Raw genomic sequence first — 16,475 nt, forward strand, 5'->3', positions numbered from 1 at the left:
AAAAATTATTTCCCAGGGGCTTTCTTCTTACCAGCCACTGTCTGTCTTCTACCACGTCTAGTTCTGGCGTTGGTGCGGGTTCTTTGTCCACGGACTGGTAAGCCCATCCGGTGTCTACGACCTCTGTAACAGCCAATATCAACTAAACGTTTAATATTTAGTCCTTCTAAGCGGCGCAAATCCCCTTCAACTTGATAGTTGCTTTCGATTTCTCCTCTGAGGGATGCTACATCAGCATCAGATAGGTCTTTTACGCGGGTATCTGGATTTACACCAGTAGCTGCGAGAATTTTATGTGACCTAGTTAAGCCAATTCCGTAAATATATGTCAGACCAATTTCAACACGCTTATCGCGTGGAAGGTCTACTCCGGCAATCCGTGCCACAATGAATCTCTCCCTATTGTTTTCGTAATTGCATTTCGCCAATCGTGATTGTGTAACGTGGCGTTATTAGCAGATGATTGTCGTGTTTTTATTTTGATAGAGTAGTATCTATCCTTGGCGTTGTTTGTGTTTAGGATTTTCACAAATCACCATGACGCGTCCACGACGTTTGATAACGCTGCACTTTTCACAAATTTTCTTGACCGAGGCTCTGACTTTCATGCCTTTTAAAATTGACTCCAAATAGTAAATTATAGCATTTCTAGAAGAAATATTTCAGTTATGTAACTAGAAAAAGACCATTAAGATTGATTTATGGTAGTATTTTCCACATAGATTTATTTCTTCCGGAGTCTGTAGGTGATTCTACCTTTGGTTAAGTCGTAAGGTGTCAATTCAACTTTGACGCGATCGCCAGGTAAAATCTTGATGTAATTACGGCGAATTTTCCCGGAAATGTGTGCTAAAACATTAAAGCCGTTATCTAAGTCAACACGAAACATTGCATTAGGCAATGACTCGGTGACAGTCCCTTCCATTTCAATCAAATCTTGTTTAGACAAGTTTTTTCCTCAACTCAACAATCTCCTATTGTCCTTGTACACTTTCATGAGCCTAAAGAACATATTTGGAGAAATATATCAACAGTTTTTAATATATCTTAGCTAAAATTGACTCGCGCCTGGCTTGGAAAATAGGGGATAGGTAATAAGCAGTGTTTGCCTAAATAAACCGTTGCCCCTGTTTCTAAGCAGCTATGATATTTTTCAAGGCAGTAGAGACTTCTTCTTGGGACTGATTACCGTTGATTGTCAGGAGTTTTTGGCGATCGCTGTAATAGTTAATTAAAGGTGCAGTTTCATCGCGGTAAACTTCTAAGCGCCGACGAATCACTTCTTCAGTATCATCTTTTCGTCCACGTCCTAGTAACCTGGTAATGACAGTTTCATCTGGGGCATCCAGATTGACTACTTTTTCATCACCCTCTCCTAGACTTTTGAGTAATTCTGCCAGAAACTCTGCTTGTGTAACTTTACGAGGAAAGCCGTCTAAAATCCAACCTGTTTTAGCATCTGGTTGTTTCAGGCGCTCTTCCACCATATCTTCTACTAATTTGTCTGGGACTAATTCACCCTGATCCATAAAACCTTGGGCTTGCATTCCCAAATTTGTTTGGTCTTGAATGGCTTGGCGTAAAATGTCACCTGTAGAAATATGGGGAATCTGTAAAAATTCAGCCAAAGTTTTAGCCTGAGTTCCTTTCCCTGCTCCTGGTGGTCCCAAGAAGATTAATCGCGTCACTATTGTTTCACCATTCCTTCATATCGCTGAGAGATAACGTAAGTTTGGATCTGTTTAGCCGTATCAATTGCCACGCCAACTAAAATTAACAAAGATGTTGCACCCAGCCCCTTAAAGGTGGGAACTTTTAACGCACTTTCTACGGCTGTGGGAATAATTGCCACTAAGCCTAAAAAGATTGCGCCTAAAAAAGTGAGTCTGTTAGTTACGCGTTCAATATACTCACTGGTAGCTTTTCCGGGACGAATACCGGGAATACTCGAACCCATTTTTTTCAAGTTCTGAGCTACGTCTACTGGGTTGAGAATCAACGAGGAATAGAAATAGCTGAAGAAAACAATGGAAGTTAAGTAAACTAGGGCATATACCCAAGGAGCAGAACCGCCGGGACTCAAATAGGTGTTAACAATATTTGCTAATTCTGGATTTTTGGTGAAATTGGCGACTAAAAGTGGCAAACTCAGGATTGCTGCTGCAAAAATAATCGGCATTACCCCGCCAGAATTGAGACGTAGAGGTAAATAACTCCGTTGTTCTGCTAAAACTCTTCTGCCTACTTGCCGACGAGCAGAAATAATGGGGATGCGGCGCATTCCTTCCTGTACAAACACAATACCTACGATTGTGGCCAGAAAAACTAGAATCAGGACGATGACACGACCGACGATTTCCCGACCGCCGACTTGTACTAAGTCAATGGTATCGCCTAGAGCCTTAGGTAGGGATGCGACAATGTTGACGAAAATCAACAAAGATGCACCATTACCTATACCCCGTTCTGTAATGAGTTCTGATGCCCACATGACAAACATTGAACCAGCGGTCAGAGCGATCGCTGTCTCTGCTACGAATATTGGTCCTGGGTTAAGGGCAAATTGTTGGAGGAATAATGCTGAAAAAGCCACACTTTGAATAATTGCCCAGCATACAGTCACATATCGGGTAATTTGTGAGATTTTCCGCCGACCTGCTTCCCCTTCATTTTTCTGTAAATTTTCTAAAGATGGCAGAGCAGCCGTGAGCAATTGGATAATAATGGAGGCATTAATAAAGGGCAAAATCCCCAAGGCAAAGACACCCAAAGTAGAGAGTCCTCGCCCAGAGAATATATCCAACAAACCGAATATGGAATTGTTACCCGATATAGCTTCAGCAAACTTAGGTCTATCAATTCCTGGGACAGGCAAAAATATACCCAGGCGCACCAAAATCAAAATACCGACAGTTACAAGCAGCCTACCTCTAAGACCGGCTGCTTGCGCCATCTGCATAAAAGTTTCTTGAGCCGTTGGGGCTTTGTCTCGACTGATCATAGAGTTTTACCTTTGAAGTATGAACTATGAAGCATGAGGTGTGAAGAATATGAAGTGTGAAGCATGAAATGTGAAGTCTTAAATTTTTCATCTTTTATCCTTCATCCTTCATCCTTCATCTTTCATGCAGCTACGGTTTTACGCCATGCTACGCTATCACAACTCCCACCAGCAGCCTCAATTTTAATCCGTGCTTGTCCTGAAAAAGCCGCCGCTTTTACTTGCAGAGGAACATTTAATTCCCCATTACCCAAAATTTTCAATGGACCCTTGACAGCGGTGATAATACCTGCATCTTGTAAAGATGCCAAAGTTACTTCTGAATTAGCAGGTAAGTTAGCTAACTTCTCTACATTAATCGTAGTGTAAGTTTTACGGTTAATGAGAGGGAAGCCTTTGAGTTTAGGTATCCGGCGGTACAATGGCTGCTGACCACCTTCAAAACCGGGACGGGTTCCACTACCAGAACGGGATTTCTGACCACGCATCCCTAGACCAGCGCTCGCGCCTTGTCCAGCGGAAATACCTCTACCTACGCGCTTACGGCGCTTTTTAGAGCCTTTTTGAGGCTTAACATCGTTCAGTCTCATGATGTAATTAGTAAGTTTTTACACTAATACTTGCCAATAAATACTCTATTTAGATGGTATAGAGTTTTTCAATGGCGATACCGCGATCTTCAGCAACTTCACTTAATGTCCGCAGTGTAGATAGGGCATTTACTGCTGCTCTGGCGTTGTTCAAAGGGTTATTTGAACCTAGTTGTTTAGCAAGAATGTTGCGTATTCCTGCCAACTCCAATACTGTGCGGACAGCACCCCCGGCAATTACCCCTGTACCTGGTGCAGCTGGACGCATCATCACTTTAGCGCCACCACCGATACCATCAATGGGGTGAGGGATAGAATTGGATTTAGTGATAGGGATGTCAATAAGATGTTTTTTACCATCAGCGACACCTTTTTTAACTGCACCAATTACATCTGAAGCTTTACCAACTCCCACTCCAACTTGTCCACGCTCATTACCAACGACGACAATGGCACGGAAGCTAAGTTTTTTACCACCTTTGACGACTTTGCTCACCCGGCGGATTTGGATAACTCGCTCTTGCCAAGTGGTTTCTTCTTTTTTTGTACGGCTTGCTTTACGACGACCGGTTACCATAATCAATGCTCTCTTTTAGTTGTCAGTTGTCAGCTGTCAGTTGTCAGTTGTCAGTAGAAGACAGACTATTGACTACTGACTAACTTAGAAATCTAGACCAGCCTCCCGTGCCGCCTCAGCTAATGCTTTGATGCGACCATGATAGAGGTTGCCACCACGATCAAAAACGACTTTAGTGATACCTTTTTCTAGTGCGCGTACAGCCACTAATTTACCAACTTGCACTGATGCTTCACAGTTAGCACCAGAAACTATGTTAGTTTTCAATTCTGGTTCTACGGTTGATGCAGCTACTATTGTTTCCTGTTTGGTGTCATCAATCACTTGAGCATAAATATGTTCATTGGATCGAAATATAGCCAAGCGGGGACGTTCTGAGGAACCGTTAACTTTGCCACGAACACGCCGATGGCGACGCTGTTTTGATTCTCTACGTGTAAGTTTCATGTTTACTTCTTGCCACCCTTACCAGTCTTACCAGCTTTCCGTCTGACCACTTCACCGGCATAACGAATGCCTTTACCTTTGTAAGGTTCGGGTGGACGAACTGCACGAACTTTAGCTGCTGTGTTACCGACAATTTCCTTGTCATAACCACTAACTATGACATTAGTGGTACCTTCTACTGCAAATTGAATTCCTTCTGGTGGTTCAATTTGTACTTGATGGCTGTAACCCATGTTCAAAACTAGGTTGCGTCCTTGAACTTGGGCGCGATAACCAACCCCTTGAATTTCCAAACGACGTTGAAAACCAAGGGATACTCCCTCCACCATGTTGGCCACCAAGGTGCGGCTCAAACCGTGCATTTGTCTGGAGGTGCGAGTTTCATCACGACGAGTAACTAGCAATGTTTCTCCTTCTTGGGAGACTATGACATTGTTAGGTAGTTGACGGGAAAGTTCTCCTTTTGGGCCTTTCACGACTACTTTGACACCATCAATCGCCACTTGTACTTTGGCGGGAATAGTAATTGGACGTTTACCAATACGAGACATGATTTTTTGTTGTTTGTCAGTTGTTGTTTGTCAGTTGTCAGTTGTCAGTTGTTTTACCACTGACCAATGACTAATGACCAATGACGATTACCAAACGTGGCAAAGCACTTCACCACCTAGATTTTGACGGCGTGCTTCGCGGTCAGTCATAATCCCACTGGATGTAGAAATAATAGCGATACCGATACCGCCTAGCACTCTTGGTAATTCTTTTCTGTTAGAGTAAACACGTAAACCTGGTTTACTCACTCGCTTTAAGGCAGTAATTAAGGGTTGGCGGTTTTTACCTTTGTATTTCAGGGAAATAACTAGGTTACGCTGTACTCCTTCTCCTGCTTCTTCAACTTCGGCAATAAAGCCTTCTTCCCGCAGTACCTTAGCAATACTACGAGTCATCTTTGTAGCTGGTACTTTCGTAGTTTGATGCCTTGCCATAGTGGCATTGCGGATGCGCGTCAGCATATCTGCAATTGTGTCGTTAGCCGCCATCGTTCCCTCTTTAGATGAACTTATTGATCGCGAAAGGGCATTCCCATTTCCTTAAGTAAGGCGCGGCCCTCTTCGTCGTTTTTTGCCGTGGTGATGATGGAAATATCTAAACCACGGACTTGGTCAATGCTGTCGTATTCGACTTCTGGAAAAATTAGCTGTTCGCGCACACCCAAAGTGTAGTTACCACGTCCATCAAAGCTTTTGGGGCTGATACCGCGAAAGTCTCTGATTCTGGGTAGTGTGAGGTTGATCAGACGATCTAAGAAGGCGTACATCCGTTCGCCTCTGAGTGTCACCATGATCCCTACAGGCATTCCTTGACGAATTTTAAAGCCAGCGATCGCTTTTTTTGCCCGTGTTACCACAGGTTTTTGTCCAGTAATCAGGGCAATTTCGCTTATAGATGCCTCTAGTGATTTAGCGTTTTGAGCAGCTTCTCCCAAACCTCTGTTTATAGTTATCTTAATCACCTTCGGCACTTGATGCACGTTGGTGTATTCAAACTGAGTAATCAATTTGGGAGTAATTGTCTCTTGATATACAGTTTTGAGTCGTGTTTTCGCCATAGTGTTTGTCCTTATATCCCCTGGGCTTTGTCAGGGTCTCTTCGCTGCAATTCAAAGTTTCAAATTAAAAAGTTCAAGTTTTAATTCTTAATTTTTTAATTGCTGAGAATTTCGCCTGTTTTTTTGAGCATTCTGACTTTCTTACCTTCGGAGGTGAAAGTGTAGCAGACACGACTAGCAACGTTTTGTTTAGTGGAATAGAGCATCACATTGGAGCTATGAATTGGGTACTCCTGAGTGACTATTTGCCCTGATTCTCCCTCTTGTTGGGGTTTAACGTGCTTGGTTTTAATGTTGACACCTTTGACAAGGACTTTACTCACTTGTGGTAGTGCTTTAATCACTTCACCAACTTTACCTTTGTCTTTGCCAGCGATAATTTGCACAGTATCACCGGTTTTGACGTGCATTTTATGAAAAACTTTAGGTTGTGGCCGCTTTGCCATTACAGCACCTCCGGAGCCAGAGAAACAATTTTAGTAAAGTTTTTATCGCGCAGTTCTCGAGCTACAGGTCCAAATACCCGTGTTCCTCTAGGATTACCATCTTTGTTGATGATAACTGCGGCATTATCGTCAAAGCGGATGCACATACCACTATCACGATTAATTGCTTTACGTGTACGAACAATTACTGCTTCCACAACGTCTGACTTTTTTACAGCCATGTTGGGTGAAGATTCTTTGACAACGGCGATAATTTTATCACCTACGCCACCATAACGGCGGTTACCTGCGCCTAATACGCGGATGCACATTATTTTTTTAGCACCGCTATTATCTGCGACATTCAGATAAGATTGGGGTTGAATCACGACTGGTCTCTCTTTTGAGGTCGTTGTAGCTGTTAGTACAACGGTTTACGTTCTAGCTTTGGTGTTCAGGATTTCTGTAACTTGCCAACGCTTGGTTTTGCTGAGGGGTCTAGTTTCTTGAATCCGCACGCGATCGCCTGTTTTGCAGGTATTTTCTTCGTCGTGAACTTTATAGCGGCGGGTTTGAACTACGATTTTGCCGTACTTGGGGTGAGGAGCGCGGTTTTCTATGGCTACTACCACAGTTTTTTGCATTTTATCGCTCACTACCAAGCCAACTCGTTCTTTGACTGCCATAATCTCCTACTTTTGCTCTTGCTCTGAAATACTTGCTGCCCGTTTGCGTTCTCCTTCTACTGTTAGTAATTGGGAGAGACGATGGCGTGCGTGTTTAAACTGGTGAGGCTTTTCTAGTTGTCTGGTGGCTTTTTGCAAGCGCAACTGGAATAATTGTCTTTTAACAGCGACAATTTCCTCAGCCAATCTTTCGTCATTTAATTCTCTAGCTTCCGCAATCTTGGGAAGAGGCATAACCTACTCCTGCTCCTGTGGTTGAGAGCGCACAATAAATTTGGTCTTAATTGGCAACTTAGTGTCAGCCAATCGCATAGCTTCGCGGGCGATTTCTTCGGAAACGCCGGCAATTTCAAACATGATCCGGCCTGGTTTGACGACGGCTACCCAAAACTCGGGATTACCCTTACCAGAACCCATCCGGGTTTCAGCAGGACGCATGGTGATTGGTTTATCAGGGAAAATCCGAATCCAGATTTTGCCACCCCGACGAATATAACGAGTCATGGCTCGACGGGAAGCCTCGATTTGCCTTGAGGTAATCCAAGATGGTTCTTGGGCTTGGAGTCCGAAATCTCCAAAGTTAAGGGTACTACCACGGCTGGCAAGACCTTCCATGCGTCCGCGTTGTTGTTTGCGGAATTTAGTTCTTCTAGGACTTAACATGATTTGTCAGTTGTCAGTTGTCAGTTGTCAGTTGTCGGTTGTCAGTTGTCAGCTTGTTTTGCCACTGACTCTTGACCATTGACTAGGCTTCATTGGAACGGTCTTCAAACTGCTGACGGCGACGTTGTTGTTGACGGCGACGGGGTTCGCGGTCACGATCACCACGTTCACGGTCACGTTCTCTAGCTGGTTGGGCGGGAGCTTCTTCCTGACCAGGAATAATTTCTCCTTTAAATACCCAAACTTTGATGCCGAGAATTCCGTAAATCGTTTTAGCTGTGCAGTATGAGTAGTCAATATCAGCACGTAAGGTGTGGAGAGGAACTCTACCTTCACGAGTCCACTCAGTCCGGGCAATTTCTGCACCGTTGAGCCGACCACTGACTTGCACTTTGATGCCTTGTACACCTGCTCTTTGGGCCCGTTGAATGGCTTGACGGACAACTCGACGGAAGGAAACACGACGCTCTAATTGTTGAGCAATATACTCGGCAATTAGGTAAGCATCAGCATCAACTCGTTGGACTTCAACAACGTTAATGCGAATTTGGCGATTACCACCTAAAGCGTCTTGGAGTCCAGTCCGCAATGATTCAATACCTTGACCACCACGACCTACGACCACACCCGGTCTTGCTGTCCGTACTTCTAGGTCGATTTGATCAGCTTTGCGCTCAATTCTTACTTCGGAAATACCGGCGTTATTTTGAGCGTATCTACCTAGTTTTTGTTCAATGTATTGACGGAGTTTATGGTCTTCTTGTAGAAGTTCTGGATAACGGTCAGGTTCTGCAAACCAACGGGATTGGTGTTCTTGAGTTATACCCAATCGAAACCCGACTGGATGAATTTTCTGTCCCACAAATGCTTCCTCTAAAATTTCTTACTGTACGCAATTTTGTTGTCTATGTATGGCTGTTTACTTAGCAGTAGCGCCGGCAGAAACAGCAACAGTGATATGACACGTTGGCTTGCGAATTTGGTAAGCTCGACCTTGCGCTCTGGGTTGAAACCGTTTCAGCACTGGTCCTTGGTCAGCATAAGCTTGACTAATCACCAGATTGCCCCGCTCTAACCCAGCATTATGCTCTGCATTAGCTGCGGCGCTTCTGAGAACCTTTAATACTGGTTCACAGGCACGATAGGGCATAAATTCGAGAATGATTAGTGCTTCTCGGTATGAACGTCCCCGAATTTGATCAAGTACGCGGCGCACTTTATAGGGAGAAATGCGTATATAACGGGCGATCGCCTTAACTTCAGTAGTATCAGTTGCCATAATTTACTCCATTTTTGTCAGTTGTCTGTTGTCAGTTGTCCGTTGTCAGTTGCAAGAGGACTAATGACCACTGACTACTGACTAATGACTATCTCCCTGATTTTTTGTCACTTTTGCCATGACCTCTGTAGGTACGTGTAGGAGCAAATTCTCCTAACTTATGTCCTACCATTTGTTCATTGACAAATACGGGAACGTGTTGCCGTCCATTATGAACAGCGATCGTATGACCTACCATCAAGGGTAAAATTGTCGAAGCTCTCGACCAAGTTTTTACCACTTGTTTTTCGTCTTTTGCGTTCAGCTTCTCAATTTTCGTGAGGAGATGATCAGCAACAAAAGGACCTTTTTTTAAAGAACGACCCATAATTCAATTTTGGATTTTGGATTTTGAATTTTGAATTTCTAATTTTGGATTTCTTCAGTTGTCTTCATTAGGCTTCAAAAACTTTGAATGCTTAAAAATAAATCCAATCTCAAATCCAAAAATTAAAATTCTCTAGGATTGACGACCACCACGACCGCGTTTAGAAGATTTGCGGCGACGACGAAGAATTAACTTAGTGCTTGCTTTCTTGCGCTTCCGGGTCTTAGCCCCTAAAGTTGGTTTACCCCAAGGTGTTACAGGACCGGCTCTACCGATAGGCGCTCTACCCTCACCACCACCATGTGGGTGATCGACAGGGTTCATGACACTACCTCTAACCTTAGGACGACGGCCTTTCCAGCGATTTCGTCCAGCTTTACCAGCACTTAGGTTTCTTGCGTCTGTATTGCCGACTTGACCAATGGTGGCATAGCAATCACGCCGAATCAAGCGAACTTCACCAGAAGGTAATTTGAGTGTGACATAATTGCCTTCTTTAGCGACAACTTGCGCTGTTGCTCCGGCTGCACGCACGATTTGACCACCTTTACCTGGAGTCATTTCGACGTTGTGAACACTACTACCCAAAGGAATATTCGACAAAGGTAAAGCATTACCATCTTCGATAGGAGACTCAGGTCCAGCAATTACCTTTGTGCCTACAGTCATGCCATTTGGTTGCAGGATGTAACGCTTTTCGCCATCTTCATACAACAATAAAGCAATCCGCGCATTCCGGTTAGGATCGTATTCAATGGCTGTAACTGTAGCAGGTATATTCCGCTTATCTCTTTTAAAGTCAATAATGCGGTAAAGTTGTTTGTGTCCGCCACCCCGGCGACGGCTGGTTATCCGCCCTTGATTGTTCCGACCTTTGGGACGATGAACTGATTCAGTTAATGATTTTTCTGGTTCAGTTTTCGTAATTTCGGCAAAGTCGGAAATGATAACTTGGCGAGTACTGGGGGTATAAGGGCGATAAGAACGAGTACCCATAGTTCAATTTTGGATTTTGGATTTTGGATTTTGGAGCCAGAATTTTTTGATTTTAATTTCCGATTTTTAATTGTTACTTGGCATTGTTTTTATTAGCCCAATCTAAAATCTAAAATCTAAAATCTAAAATCTCTAGACTTCTGGGAATAGAACTTTTCTAATTTTTTCTTCATCCCCAGGGGCAACGGTAACAATAGCTCGCTTATATTGGGGTTTATATCCAATAAATCTACCTACACGCTTTTGTTTACGTGGGGGATTAGCAGTATTGATTTTGACGATTTTAACTGCAAATAAATCTTCAATTGCAGCTTTAATTTGTGGCTTAGTGGCTTTAGGAGTTACTTCAAAGGTGTATTTGTTTTGCTCCATCAGCATGGTCGCTTTTTCGGTGAGAATAGGGCGACGCACTAAATCAGGTAGGTCACGGGGGGCAACATTAGGCACTGTAGACCTCCTGAATTTTCTCTAAGGTTGATGATGTGACGATAATTTTGTCAGCATGGAGCAAGTCGTAAACATTCAACTGGTCAGCGGCAATCAGTTTTAAGTTTTCGATGTTACGGGCTGATAAAAGCACGTTTTCTGCTATTTCTGACAAGATTAATAGTGTTTTTTGTTCTGGTTGAGCGCCCCATCTAGCTAATGCTGCTACGAGTTCCTTGGTTTTAGGACGCTGTAGTTCAGAGCTAAATTCTTCAACCACTATTAAATCGTCAGCGCGACCAATGAAAGCTGTCCGCAGTGCTAAACGGCGTTCTTTGCGGTTCATCTTCACGTTGAAATCTCTGGGTTTTGGTCCAAAGATGACACCACCACCACGCCATAGTGGTGAACGAATAGAACCAGCCCGGGCGCGACCTGTACCTTTTTGTCGCCAAGGCTTACGACCACCACCTCGAACTTCGGCACGAGTTTTCGTGCTGGCAGTTCCCTGGCGAGAATTGGTCATTTGTCTGACGAGGGCGCGGTGTACAATATGCGCTGCTGTCTTTTCTTTGGCAACTCTTAAGTCGAAGCTTGTTTCTCCGACTTGCTCTCCTTGCCAATTTTTAACTACACTCTCTACCATCTTTGTGTCCTTTGTCAGTTGTCAGTTGTCAGTTGTCAGTTGTCAGTTGTCGGCATCTTTGCCACTGAACTAATGACTAATGACCAACGACTATTTTCTACCAACTTTTTTTGCAGGGACGACATTCACTAAAGCACCTGGTTTACCAGGAATAGCTCCTTTAATGAGGATCAAGTTGCGTTCTGCATCTACTCTTACTACTGTCAGTTTGCGAATAGTGACGCGAGTACCACCTAAACGTCCTGCCATCCTTTTACCGGGATAAACACGACCTGGGGTTGTACCAGCACCAATAGAACCGGGCGCTCTGTGGTTTTTAGAACCATGAGACATGGGACCGCGACCAAAATTATTACGCTTCTGGTTGCCGGCAAAACCGCGACCGATACTTGTACCAATTACATCTACTATTTCACCAGCACTAAAAATATCTGCTTTAATTTCTTGACCTAAAGCATAATCACCAGTGCTATCGGTGCGATATTCATTCAGATGACGGACTGCGGGAGCGGATGATTTAGCCAAATGACCCAACAATGGTCTGTTCAATGCCTTGGGTTTGACTTCACCATAACCAATTTGAATGGCAGCGTAACCGTCGGTCTGTTTTGTTTTAACTTGTGTAACAGTGCATGGACCGGCTTGGATGACTGTGACAGGAATAGAGATTCCTGTTTCATCGAAGATTTGGGTCATGCCCAGCTTGGTGCCGAGAATACCTACAGACACAGTTACTGGTTCTCCTTTCTAATTGCTGACCTGGAAGTTGGATTGGTGACAAGTTTTATTACTATCGCTTGAGGTTAAACTATAACCTCTAAAATTTGGACTGGCGTTAGACAGTGCAAATTCTTGGCGACGCAACAATTTTTGTCACTTCTGCTCTTAGTGAATTTGTTTATTTTCACTTACTTAACCACAATAACAGGAATAATTGCCTACTCTTCTAGAGAAGGTATTACTTCTGTAATCGGATGCAATGCTAGATTGCTTTGCGCGTTGTGCAGCAATGCTTTCGTCCAAGCAGTTGCTCTGGCACTCTTTGGTGTATTAGGACTTAAGTGGTTATTTCCGCTCAGTATCCCTTTCTTGAGACTGAATATAATGCTATAAAACCAACATTATTGCTCAGGAACTACACCTTTATCATACCTTAAACAATTGTTTGAGGTTCCGCGTGACATACACCACACACTCCCTTGCCGGTGAAGGTGGGTTTCTCAGTGATTCTTGTTTGAAGACATTAACTGAGATTGCACACCGTGTGTCCCACGGCTTTTCAATTAATCAGAGTAAGTGCTACTAAATTTCAAACTAGTATTTGTTCCTATGGAACATTCCGCGAACGGACTTGCTTAAAATTATTTTTAGTATACGCTGATTTGTTCGTTTCCTCTATGCCTTCTTCTCTTTTCCATGGTATTGGTTAGAGGACTGTCGTTACCTTACTAGTATTCATCTCATCGTTTCCCTTGTGGGTCAGTGAAATAATTCTACTTGTGAGCTAATTTTCTGTGAGGGGCTAAGGGAGTGAACTGATATTAGAGCATTAGATATGGCTGTAGCTCTTGGTTTGACCTGAAAGTTTTTTAGTTTAGCAGTCTCTTGTCTGGATGAGCTAGTTTATCCTTTAGGGAAACTAACTAGAAACTCAGATGCTAGGACTAACTAGAAACTCTAAACAAGATAGCTATCTAATTATACTATTCGGTCACAATCTAATAATATAAATCATTCATGAATTTTTGTCTAGTATTTTTTTGCTATGTGATGGGGAATAGATGATTATGCCTATATTCCAGCCTTGAATTCTCAAGAGGGCTAAAAATATGCAACTTCATTTAACTTAATCTACCACCATAAGAGTGAATAATGAAAAATATAGGGTGGGCTACACCCGAATTTAAGCTTGTGGACAAGAAGGAGTTGACTCCCTTGGTGGAAACAAGAAGCAGACCTTCTAGAATGTGTTCTAGTGGAATGATTAACTTTGAATAGTTTAATCAGGTTTTGTATAGCAGTGAATAATAGACACATCTAAGTGGGATAGGAGAAAAATCTATGGCACTAATTACCACTGGTAACGGTTTCATCCGCAATCTAGAAAAATTTGGCGCGTTGGGTGTTTATGTTCCTCTGGAGGGGGGTTATGAAGGTCGGTATCTCCGCCGCTTAAGGGCGGCTGGCTATATTGGTCTTCATATTACTGCTAGGGGATTAGGTGATGTAGCTGCATATCTAACGCAAGTTCATGGTGTTAGACCACCGCATTTGGGTAAAAAAAGCACTGGTAGCGGTGCGGCTGTGGGTGAGGTGTATTACTTACCGCCAATGATCAGTTCTCATTTGGAACAGTTACCCCCTAAATCAAAAGGGTTGGTGTTGTGGATTATTGAGGGACATATTCTTTCTGATCAGGAAGTTGAGTATTTAATGAATTTGCCCAAATTAGAACCACGGGTGAAGGTGGTAATTGAGAGAGGTGGCGATCGCACTTTCCGCTGGAAACCTCTGGAAAAGACACTGTTAGCTAGTTAAGAAGATTGTCAGGGTGGGTCAACCCCGCCCCTGCGGTTCAATTATTATGGGATATGCTAAGTAGGTAGGCGTTAAAAATTGTCGTTGGGGGAATGTAACAGGGAACAGGAAGAGGGTTTTGGGCGATTTTACTTTTCTTTACACATTTTGGTTATCTCACGTCCACCTACTTAATTTAATTTTTTACAATCAATAAGTTATTTGGAAAATTTGATTAAATATTTGATTTTTTCATTGAGAAACCGAATCCAAGATCCAAAACGTGTTTTATATTTAGCCGTATCCAGTGATATTCATGAGCGATTTTTTATTACCTCATTTATTCAAGAACTTGTTACTCAAAACCAACTTCTGTTGCTGATTTATAATATTGATATGGAGGTGATTGAAAAATGGCTACCATTGATGAATACCGACAACATATAAAAAATCTACTAACTGCACGGGCTAAATTGGTTTGGGATAAACGGATTCAAGCAGAAACTATTTTTGATACTGAAGACGACCACTATCAACTTGTATATGTTGGTTGGTTCGATTCTAAGCGTATTTATGGTACTGTTCTGCATTTGGATATCATTGATGGTAAAATTTGGGTGCAACAGGATGGTACAGAAATTGGTATTGCGAATGAATTAGTTGAACTTGGTGTTCCTAAAGAAGATATTGTTTTAGGTTTTAATCCGCCCAAATTGCGACATTACACTGATTTTGCTGTGGGATAAATAAGAAAAGCCCAGATGAATGACATCATCCCTCATACTAATAAATGGGAATTTGACTGAAAATAACGGACAATTATCCTCAAGACTCGGCATACTGAAGAAGGGAAAAAATAAACCAATCCCTTCCTACTTTGGCATGAAGGTAATAAAGCGAAAATGAGACGTAAATCTTCTAATACTAGACCGGCTAATACCCCTAAACCCTCTATTTTCCAATCTCCGATGTTTAACTTCGCCACCATTGCCCTTTTAGGAGGGGTGCTGATTTTGGGAATTGGGATTGGGATTGCGTTTAGTTCTACAACCACATTGAGTACATCGAATGTGGCTTCCCGTGAGTTCATTGACACTAGAGCGCCAAATCCTGAAATTTGTGTGCAGTATGGAGCTAGTGCAATGGTAATGGATGCTAGATTGTTTGTAACGCTTAACCCATTTAACGTCTATGTCGCCCAGCCGAATATCCGTCCTGGATGTGTAATCCGTCAAAATAACTGGGCAATTTTGGAAAATAAAAGATTGGTGACATCAGATCAGGTGCGGGAATGTAAGAATCGTCTGAATACGTTTGGCTTTACTGGGGATTTAAACAGTGAAAAACCAGATATTAGATGTATTTATCAAAATGAATCCGCTCAAAATTTCTTTTTATCTCAACCAGGGGCTGTGGGAAATCCACAAGAGACGGAAAGATTTTAATTTTTTCAATTTCATAGTCCAATCCAGCAACAGCCTAAAATTTTTGTATGGGTAGAGGTTGTCCAAATTCAATAATGGGAATTTCGTTCAAGTTGTTTCCTGAAGGGGTGGGAAGCATGGCGGAGGGAAGGGGTGAATTATTGATAGGTGAGGAATTTTGAGAATTTAGGGGTGGTACAGTAATTAAGGGTTGTTGGGAGCTATTTGTGAGGTTTGTGGATGGGGGGAGATTTGTGGAGGGTTTGAGCAAGAGACTGTTGGCGGGGGAAGAGGAATTGCCGGGTTTGGAAGAAGTGGTATTATAGGAAATACGGGGCTTGAATACCCAGCGCGTGGGTTTTTGTCGAGAAATGGGTTGAAGTTGTACTTGGTTTGGTTGTAACTGAGTTTCTTGTGCGAGGTCAAGAACTATACGGGTGACATTTTCGTTAAATTGGGAGACGCGAATTCTCTGAATTGCGCCTTTGTAGTTTTTTTGAGTCAGGACTTTGCCCAGTTTAGTATTAGGTAAATCGAGGACAAGACGTGGTGGTTGGGCAAGATAGAAATACTGGGGTGTTGTGGTAGCGGAGAGGTTAATTTCTAGTTGCTGTGCTTGGGGGTTGAATTGCCAATTATTCAGTTGTGCTAATGGTTGGGCAAAACCGATGCTAGGGGTGAGAGTAATGAAGCTAAATAAGCTGACTCCGATAGATGGAAGAATTTGATTGGTGATAGTTTTCATGATTCAATGGCTTTTGGATTTGGGTAATATGCTGGTTTGATTAAGTATAGTATTTTGCTCTCCAATTGGTAGGAGAA

28 protein-coding genes are annotated in these 16,475 nt (G+C 42.8%); 4 read left to right on the forward strand and 24 right to left on the reverse strand.

The window, feature by feature from the left end; all coding sequences use genetic code 11:
* Positions 1–5 precede the first annotated feature (5 nt).
* The 23 genes from rpsM to rplC form a co-directional block, all read right to left on the reverse strand.
* The gene (rpsM, locus tag FJR04_RS15660; RefSeq protein WP_168496376.1) at positions 6–386 is read right to left on the reverse strand and encodes a 30S ribosomal protein S13; all 381 of its coding nucleotides are present in this window, start codon (positions 384–386) and stop codon (positions 6–8) included.
* 108 nt (positions 387–494) lie between these two features.
* A complete protein-coding gene (rpmJ, locus tag FJR04_RS15665; protein WP_015079193.1) occupies positions 495–608 on the reverse strand; it encodes a 50S ribosomal protein L36 in 114 nt (37 codons plus the stop codon).
* Positions 609–724: 116 nt separating this feature from the next.
* Positions 725–949: a translation initiation factor IF-1 gene (gene infA, locus FJR04_RS15670; RefSeq protein WP_006276978.1), complete on the reverse strand. Its 225-nt coding sequence runs from the start codon at positions 947–949 to the stop codon at positions 725–727.
* Positions 950–1,133: 184 nt separating this feature from the next.
* A complete protein-coding gene (locus tag FJR04_RS15675; RefSeq protein ID WP_168496378.1) occupies positions 1,134–1,688 on the reverse strand; it encodes an adenylate kinase in 555 nt (184 codons plus the stop codon).
* Positions 1,688–3,001, reverse strand: coding sequence for a preprotein translocase subunit SecY (secY, locus tag FJR04_RS15680; RefSeq protein ID WP_168496380.1), 1,314 nt, complete (start codon positions 2,999–3,001; stop codon positions 1,688–1,690). The genes FJR04_RS15675 and secY overlap by 1 nt, the downstream gene beginning before the upstream one ends.
* A 122-nt stretch (positions 3,002–3,123) precedes the next feature.
* A complete protein-coding gene (gene rplO, locus FJR04_RS15685; RefSeq protein ID WP_168496382.1) occupies positions 3,124–3,591 on the reverse strand; it encodes a 50S ribosomal protein L15 in 468 nt (155 codons plus the stop codon).
* A 49-nt stretch (positions 3,592–3,640) separates the two neighbouring features.
* A complete protein-coding gene (gene rpsE / locus FJR04_RS15690; protein WP_168496384.1) occupies positions 3,641–4,168 on the reverse strand; it encodes a 30S ribosomal protein S5 in 528 nt (175 codons plus the stop codon).
* 84 nt (positions 4,169–4,252) lie between these two features.
* A complete protein-coding gene (gene rplR, locus FJR04_RS15695) occupies positions 4,253–4,615 on the reverse strand; it encodes a 50S ribosomal protein L18 (RefSeq protein ID WP_168496386.1) in 363 nt (120 codons plus the stop codon).
* Positions 4,616–4,617: 2 nt separating this feature from the next.
* Positions 4,618–5,166 carry a 50S ribosomal protein L6 gene (rplF, locus tag FJR04_RS15700; protein ID WP_168496388.1) on the reverse strand — a complete coding sequence of 183 codons (549 nt, stop codon included), beginning with the start codon at positions 5,164–5,166 and terminating at the stop codon, positions 4,618–4,620.
* A gap of 87 nt (positions 5,167–5,253) precedes the next feature.
* Positions 5,254–5,655, reverse strand: coding sequence for a 30S ribosomal protein S8 (rpsH, locus tag FJR04_RS15705; RefSeq protein ID WP_168496390.1), 402 nt, complete (start codon positions 5,653–5,655; stop codon positions 5,254–5,256).
* A gap of 20 nt (positions 5,656–5,675) precedes the next feature.
* Entirely contained in the window at positions 5,676–6,224 is a 549-nt protein-coding gene (rplE, locus tag FJR04_RS15710) for a 50S ribosomal protein L5 (RefSeq protein WP_168496393.1), read from the reverse strand.
* Positions 6,225–6,319: 95 nt separating this feature from the next.
* Complete coding sequence (gene rplX / locus FJR04_RS15715) at positions 6,320–6,670, reverse strand: 50S ribosomal protein L24 (protein ID WP_168496395.1); 351 nt, start codon at positions 6,668–6,670, stop codon at positions 6,320–6,322.
* On the reverse strand, positions 6,670–7,038 hold the full coding sequence (rplN, locus tag FJR04_RS15720) for a 50S ribosomal protein L14 (RefSeq protein WP_168496397.1): 369 nt from the start codon (positions 7,036–7,038) through the stop codon (positions 6,670–6,672). The genes rplX and rplN overlap by 1 nt, the downstream gene beginning before the upstream one ends.
* Positions 7,039–7,083: 45 nt before the next feature.
* A complete protein-coding gene (rpsQ, locus tag FJR04_RS15725) occupies positions 7,084–7,335 on the reverse strand; it encodes a 30S ribosomal protein S17 (protein ID WP_168496399.1) in 252 nt (83 codons plus the stop codon).
* Positions 7,336–7,341: 6 nt separating this feature from the next.
* Positions 7,342–7,569 (reverse strand): 50S ribosomal protein L29, encoded by a 228-nt coding sequence (gene rpmC / locus FJR04_RS15730; protein ID WP_168496401.1) that lies wholly within the window; start codon positions 7,567–7,569, stop codon positions 7,342–7,344.
* A 3-nt stretch (positions 7,570–7,572) separates the two neighbouring features.
* Positions 7,573–7,998, reverse strand: coding sequence for a 50S ribosomal protein L16 (rplP, locus tag FJR04_RS15735; protein ID WP_168496403.1), 426 nt, complete (start codon positions 7,996–7,998; stop codon positions 7,573–7,575).
* Positions 7,999–8,080: 82 nt separating this feature from the next.
* Positions 8,081–8,860: a 30S ribosomal protein S3 gene (gene rpsC / locus FJR04_RS15740; protein WP_168496405.1), complete on the reverse strand. Its 780-nt coding sequence runs from the start codon at positions 8,858–8,860 to the stop codon at positions 8,081–8,083.
* A gap of 57 nt (positions 8,861–8,917) precedes the next feature.
* Positions 8,918–9,277: a 50S ribosomal protein L22 gene (rplV, locus tag FJR04_RS15745; RefSeq protein ID WP_168496407.1), complete on the reverse strand. Its 360-nt coding sequence runs from the start codon at positions 9,275–9,277 to the stop codon at positions 8,918–8,920.
* 88 nt (positions 9,278–9,365) lie between these two features.
* Positions 9,366–9,644 carry a 30S ribosomal protein S19 gene (gene rpsS, locus FJR04_RS15750; RefSeq protein ID WP_168496409.1) on the reverse strand — a complete coding sequence of 93 codons (279 nt, stop codon included), beginning with the start codon at positions 9,642–9,644 and terminating at the stop codon, positions 9,366–9,368.
* Positions 9,645–9,776: 132 nt separating this feature from the next.
* Positions 9,777–10,640: a 50S ribosomal protein L2 gene (rplB, locus tag FJR04_RS15755; RefSeq protein ID WP_168496411.1), complete on the reverse strand. Its 864-nt coding sequence runs from the start codon at positions 10,638–10,640 to the stop codon at positions 9,777–9,779.
* A gap of 132 nt (positions 10,641–10,772) precedes the next feature.
* Entirely contained in the window at positions 10,773–11,087 is a 315-nt protein-coding gene (locus FJR04_RS15760) for a 50S ribosomal protein L23 (protein ID WP_168496413.1), read from the reverse strand.
* On the reverse strand, positions 11,080–11,712 hold the full coding sequence (gene rplD, locus FJR04_RS15765) for a 50S ribosomal protein L4 (protein ID WP_168496415.1): 633 nt from the start codon (positions 11,710–11,712) through the stop codon (positions 11,080–11,082). The genes FJR04_RS15760 and rplD overlap by 8 nt, the downstream gene beginning before the upstream one ends.
* A gap of 90 nt (positions 11,713–11,802) precedes the next feature.
* Complete coding sequence (gene rplC / locus FJR04_RS15770; RefSeq protein ID WP_168496417.1) at positions 11,803–12,441, reverse strand: 50S ribosomal protein L3; 639 nt, start codon at positions 12,439–12,441, stop codon at positions 11,803–11,805.
* 1,332 nt (positions 12,442–13,773) lie between these two features.
* On the opposite strand from rplC, the gene FJR04_RS15775 reads away from it, so the two are divergent.
* The 4 genes from FJR04_RS15775 to FJR04_RS15790 all read left to right on the forward strand — a co-directional run bounded on the left by FJR04_RS15775 (position 13,774) and on the right by FJR04_RS15790 (position 15,674).
* Entirely contained in the window at positions 13,774–14,250 is a 477-nt protein-coding gene (locus tag FJR04_RS15775) for an NAD(P)H-quinone oxidoreductase subunit N (RefSeq protein ID WP_168496419.1), read from the forward strand.
* 222 nt (positions 14,251–14,472) lie between these two features.
* On the forward strand, positions 14,473–14,676 hold the full coding sequence (locus tag FJR04_RS26660; protein ID WP_371718123.1) for an element excision factor XisH family protein: 204 nt from the start codon (positions 14,473–14,475) through the stop codon (positions 14,674–14,676).
* Positions 14,643–14,975, forward strand: a complete 333-nt coding sequence (locus FJR04_RS15785; RefSeq protein ID WP_168496421.1) for a XisI protein — start codon at positions 14,643–14,645, stop codon at positions 14,973–14,975. The genes FJR04_RS26660 and FJR04_RS15785 overlap by 34 nt, the downstream gene beginning before the upstream one ends.
* A 156-nt stretch (positions 14,976–15,131) precedes the next feature.
* Complete coding sequence (locus FJR04_RS15790; RefSeq protein WP_168496423.1) at positions 15,132–15,674, forward strand: DUF3172 domain-containing protein; 543 nt, start codon at positions 15,132–15,134, stop codon at positions 15,672–15,674.
* 34 nt (positions 15,675–15,708) lie between these two features.
* Here FJR04_RS15790 and FJR04_RS15795 read toward each other — a convergent pair whose 3' ends face one another.
* On the reverse strand, positions 15,709–16,398 hold the full coding sequence (locus tag FJR04_RS15795) for an AMIN domain-containing protein (RefSeq protein ID WP_168496425.1): 690 nt from the start codon (positions 16,396–16,398) through the stop codon (positions 15,709–15,711).
* Positions 16,399–16,475: the final 77 nt, after the last annotated feature.

This window comes from Anabaena sp. UHCC 0204 (genome assembly GCF_009711975.1).
Classification (GTDB): domain Bacteria; phylum Cyanobacteriota; class Cyanobacteriia; order Cyanobacteriales; family Nostocaceae; genus Dolichospermum.

Excerpts from the sequence above, each read along its gene's own strand:
- rpsE (WP_168496384.1), bottom strand. The coding sequence starts at position 4,168 with ATGGTAACCGGTCGTCGTAAAGCAAGCCGTACAAAAAAAGAAGAAACC.
- rpmC (WP_168496401.1), bottom strand. The coding sequence starts at position 7,569 with ATGCCTCTTCCCAAGATTGCGGAAGCTAGAGAATTAAATGACGAAAGA.
- rplO (WP_168496382.1), bottom strand. The coding sequence starts at position 3,591 with ATGAGACTGAACGATGTTAAGCCTCAAAAAGGCTCTAAAAAGCGCCGT.
- rplV (WP_168496407.1), bottom strand. The coding sequence starts at position 9,277 with ATGGCAACTGATACTACTGAAGTTAAGGCGATCGCCCGTTATATACGC.
- FJR04_RS15785 (WP_168496421.1), top strand. The coding sequence starts at position 14,643 with ATGGCTACCATTGATGAATACCGACAACATATAAAAAATCTACTAACT.
- FJR04_RS15775 (WP_168496419.1), top strand. The coding sequence starts at position 13,774 with ATGGCACTAATTACCACTGGTAACGGTTTCATCCGCAATCTAGAAAAA.
- rpsH (WP_168496390.1), bottom strand. The coding sequence starts at position 5,655 with ATGGCGGCTAACGACACAATTGCAGATATGCTGACGCGCATCCGCAAT.
- FJR04_RS15795 (WP_168496425.1), bottom strand. The coding sequence starts at position 16,398 with ATGAAAACTATCACCAATCAAATTCTTCCATCTATCGGAGTCAGCTTA.
- FJR04_RS15790 (WP_168496423.1), top strand. The coding sequence starts at position 15,132 with ATGAGACGTAAATCTTCTAATACTAGACCGGCTAATACCCCTAAACCC.
- rplD (WP_168496415.1), bottom strand. The coding sequence starts at position 11,712 with ATGGTAGAGAGTGTAGTTAAAAATTGGCAAGGAGAGCAAGTCGGAGAA.
- rpmJ (WP_015079193.1), bottom strand. The coding sequence starts at position 608 with ATGAAAGTCAGAGCCTCGGTCAAGAAAATTTGTGAAAAGTGCAGCGTT.
- rplF (WP_168496388.1), bottom strand. The coding sequence starts at position 5,166 with ATGTCTCGTATTGGTAAACGTCCAATTACTATTCCCGCCAAAGTACAA.
- rplE (WP_168496393.1), bottom strand. The coding sequence starts at position 6,224 with ATGGCGAAAACACGACTCAAAACTGTATATCAAGAGACAATTACTCCC.
- rplX (WP_168496395.1), bottom strand. The coding sequence starts at position 6,670 with ATGGCAAAGCGGCCACAACCTAAAGTTTTTCATAAAATGCACGTCAAA.
- rpsS (WP_168496409.1), bottom strand. The coding sequence starts at position 9,644 with ATGGGTCGTTCTTTAAAAAAAGGTCCTTTTGTTGCTGATCATCTCCTC.
- rpsQ (WP_168496399.1), bottom strand. The coding sequence starts at position 7,335 with ATGGCAGTCAAAGAACGAGTTGGCTTGGTAGTGAGCGATAAAATGCAA.
- rplR (WP_168496386.1), bottom strand. The coding sequence starts at position 4,615 with ATGAAACTTACACGTAGAGAATCAAAACAGCGTCGCCATCGGCGTGTT.
- secY (WP_168496380.1), bottom strand. The coding sequence starts at position 3,001 with ATGATCAGTCGAGACAAAGCCCCAACGGCTCAAGAAACTTTTATGCAG.
- rplP (WP_168496403.1), bottom strand. The coding sequence starts at position 7,998 with ATGTTAAGTCCTAGAAGAACTAAATTCCGCAAACAACAACGCGGACGC.
- rplB (WP_168496411.1), bottom strand. The coding sequence starts at position 10,640 with ATGGGTACTCGTTCTTATCGCCCTTATACCCCCAGTACTCGCCAAGTT.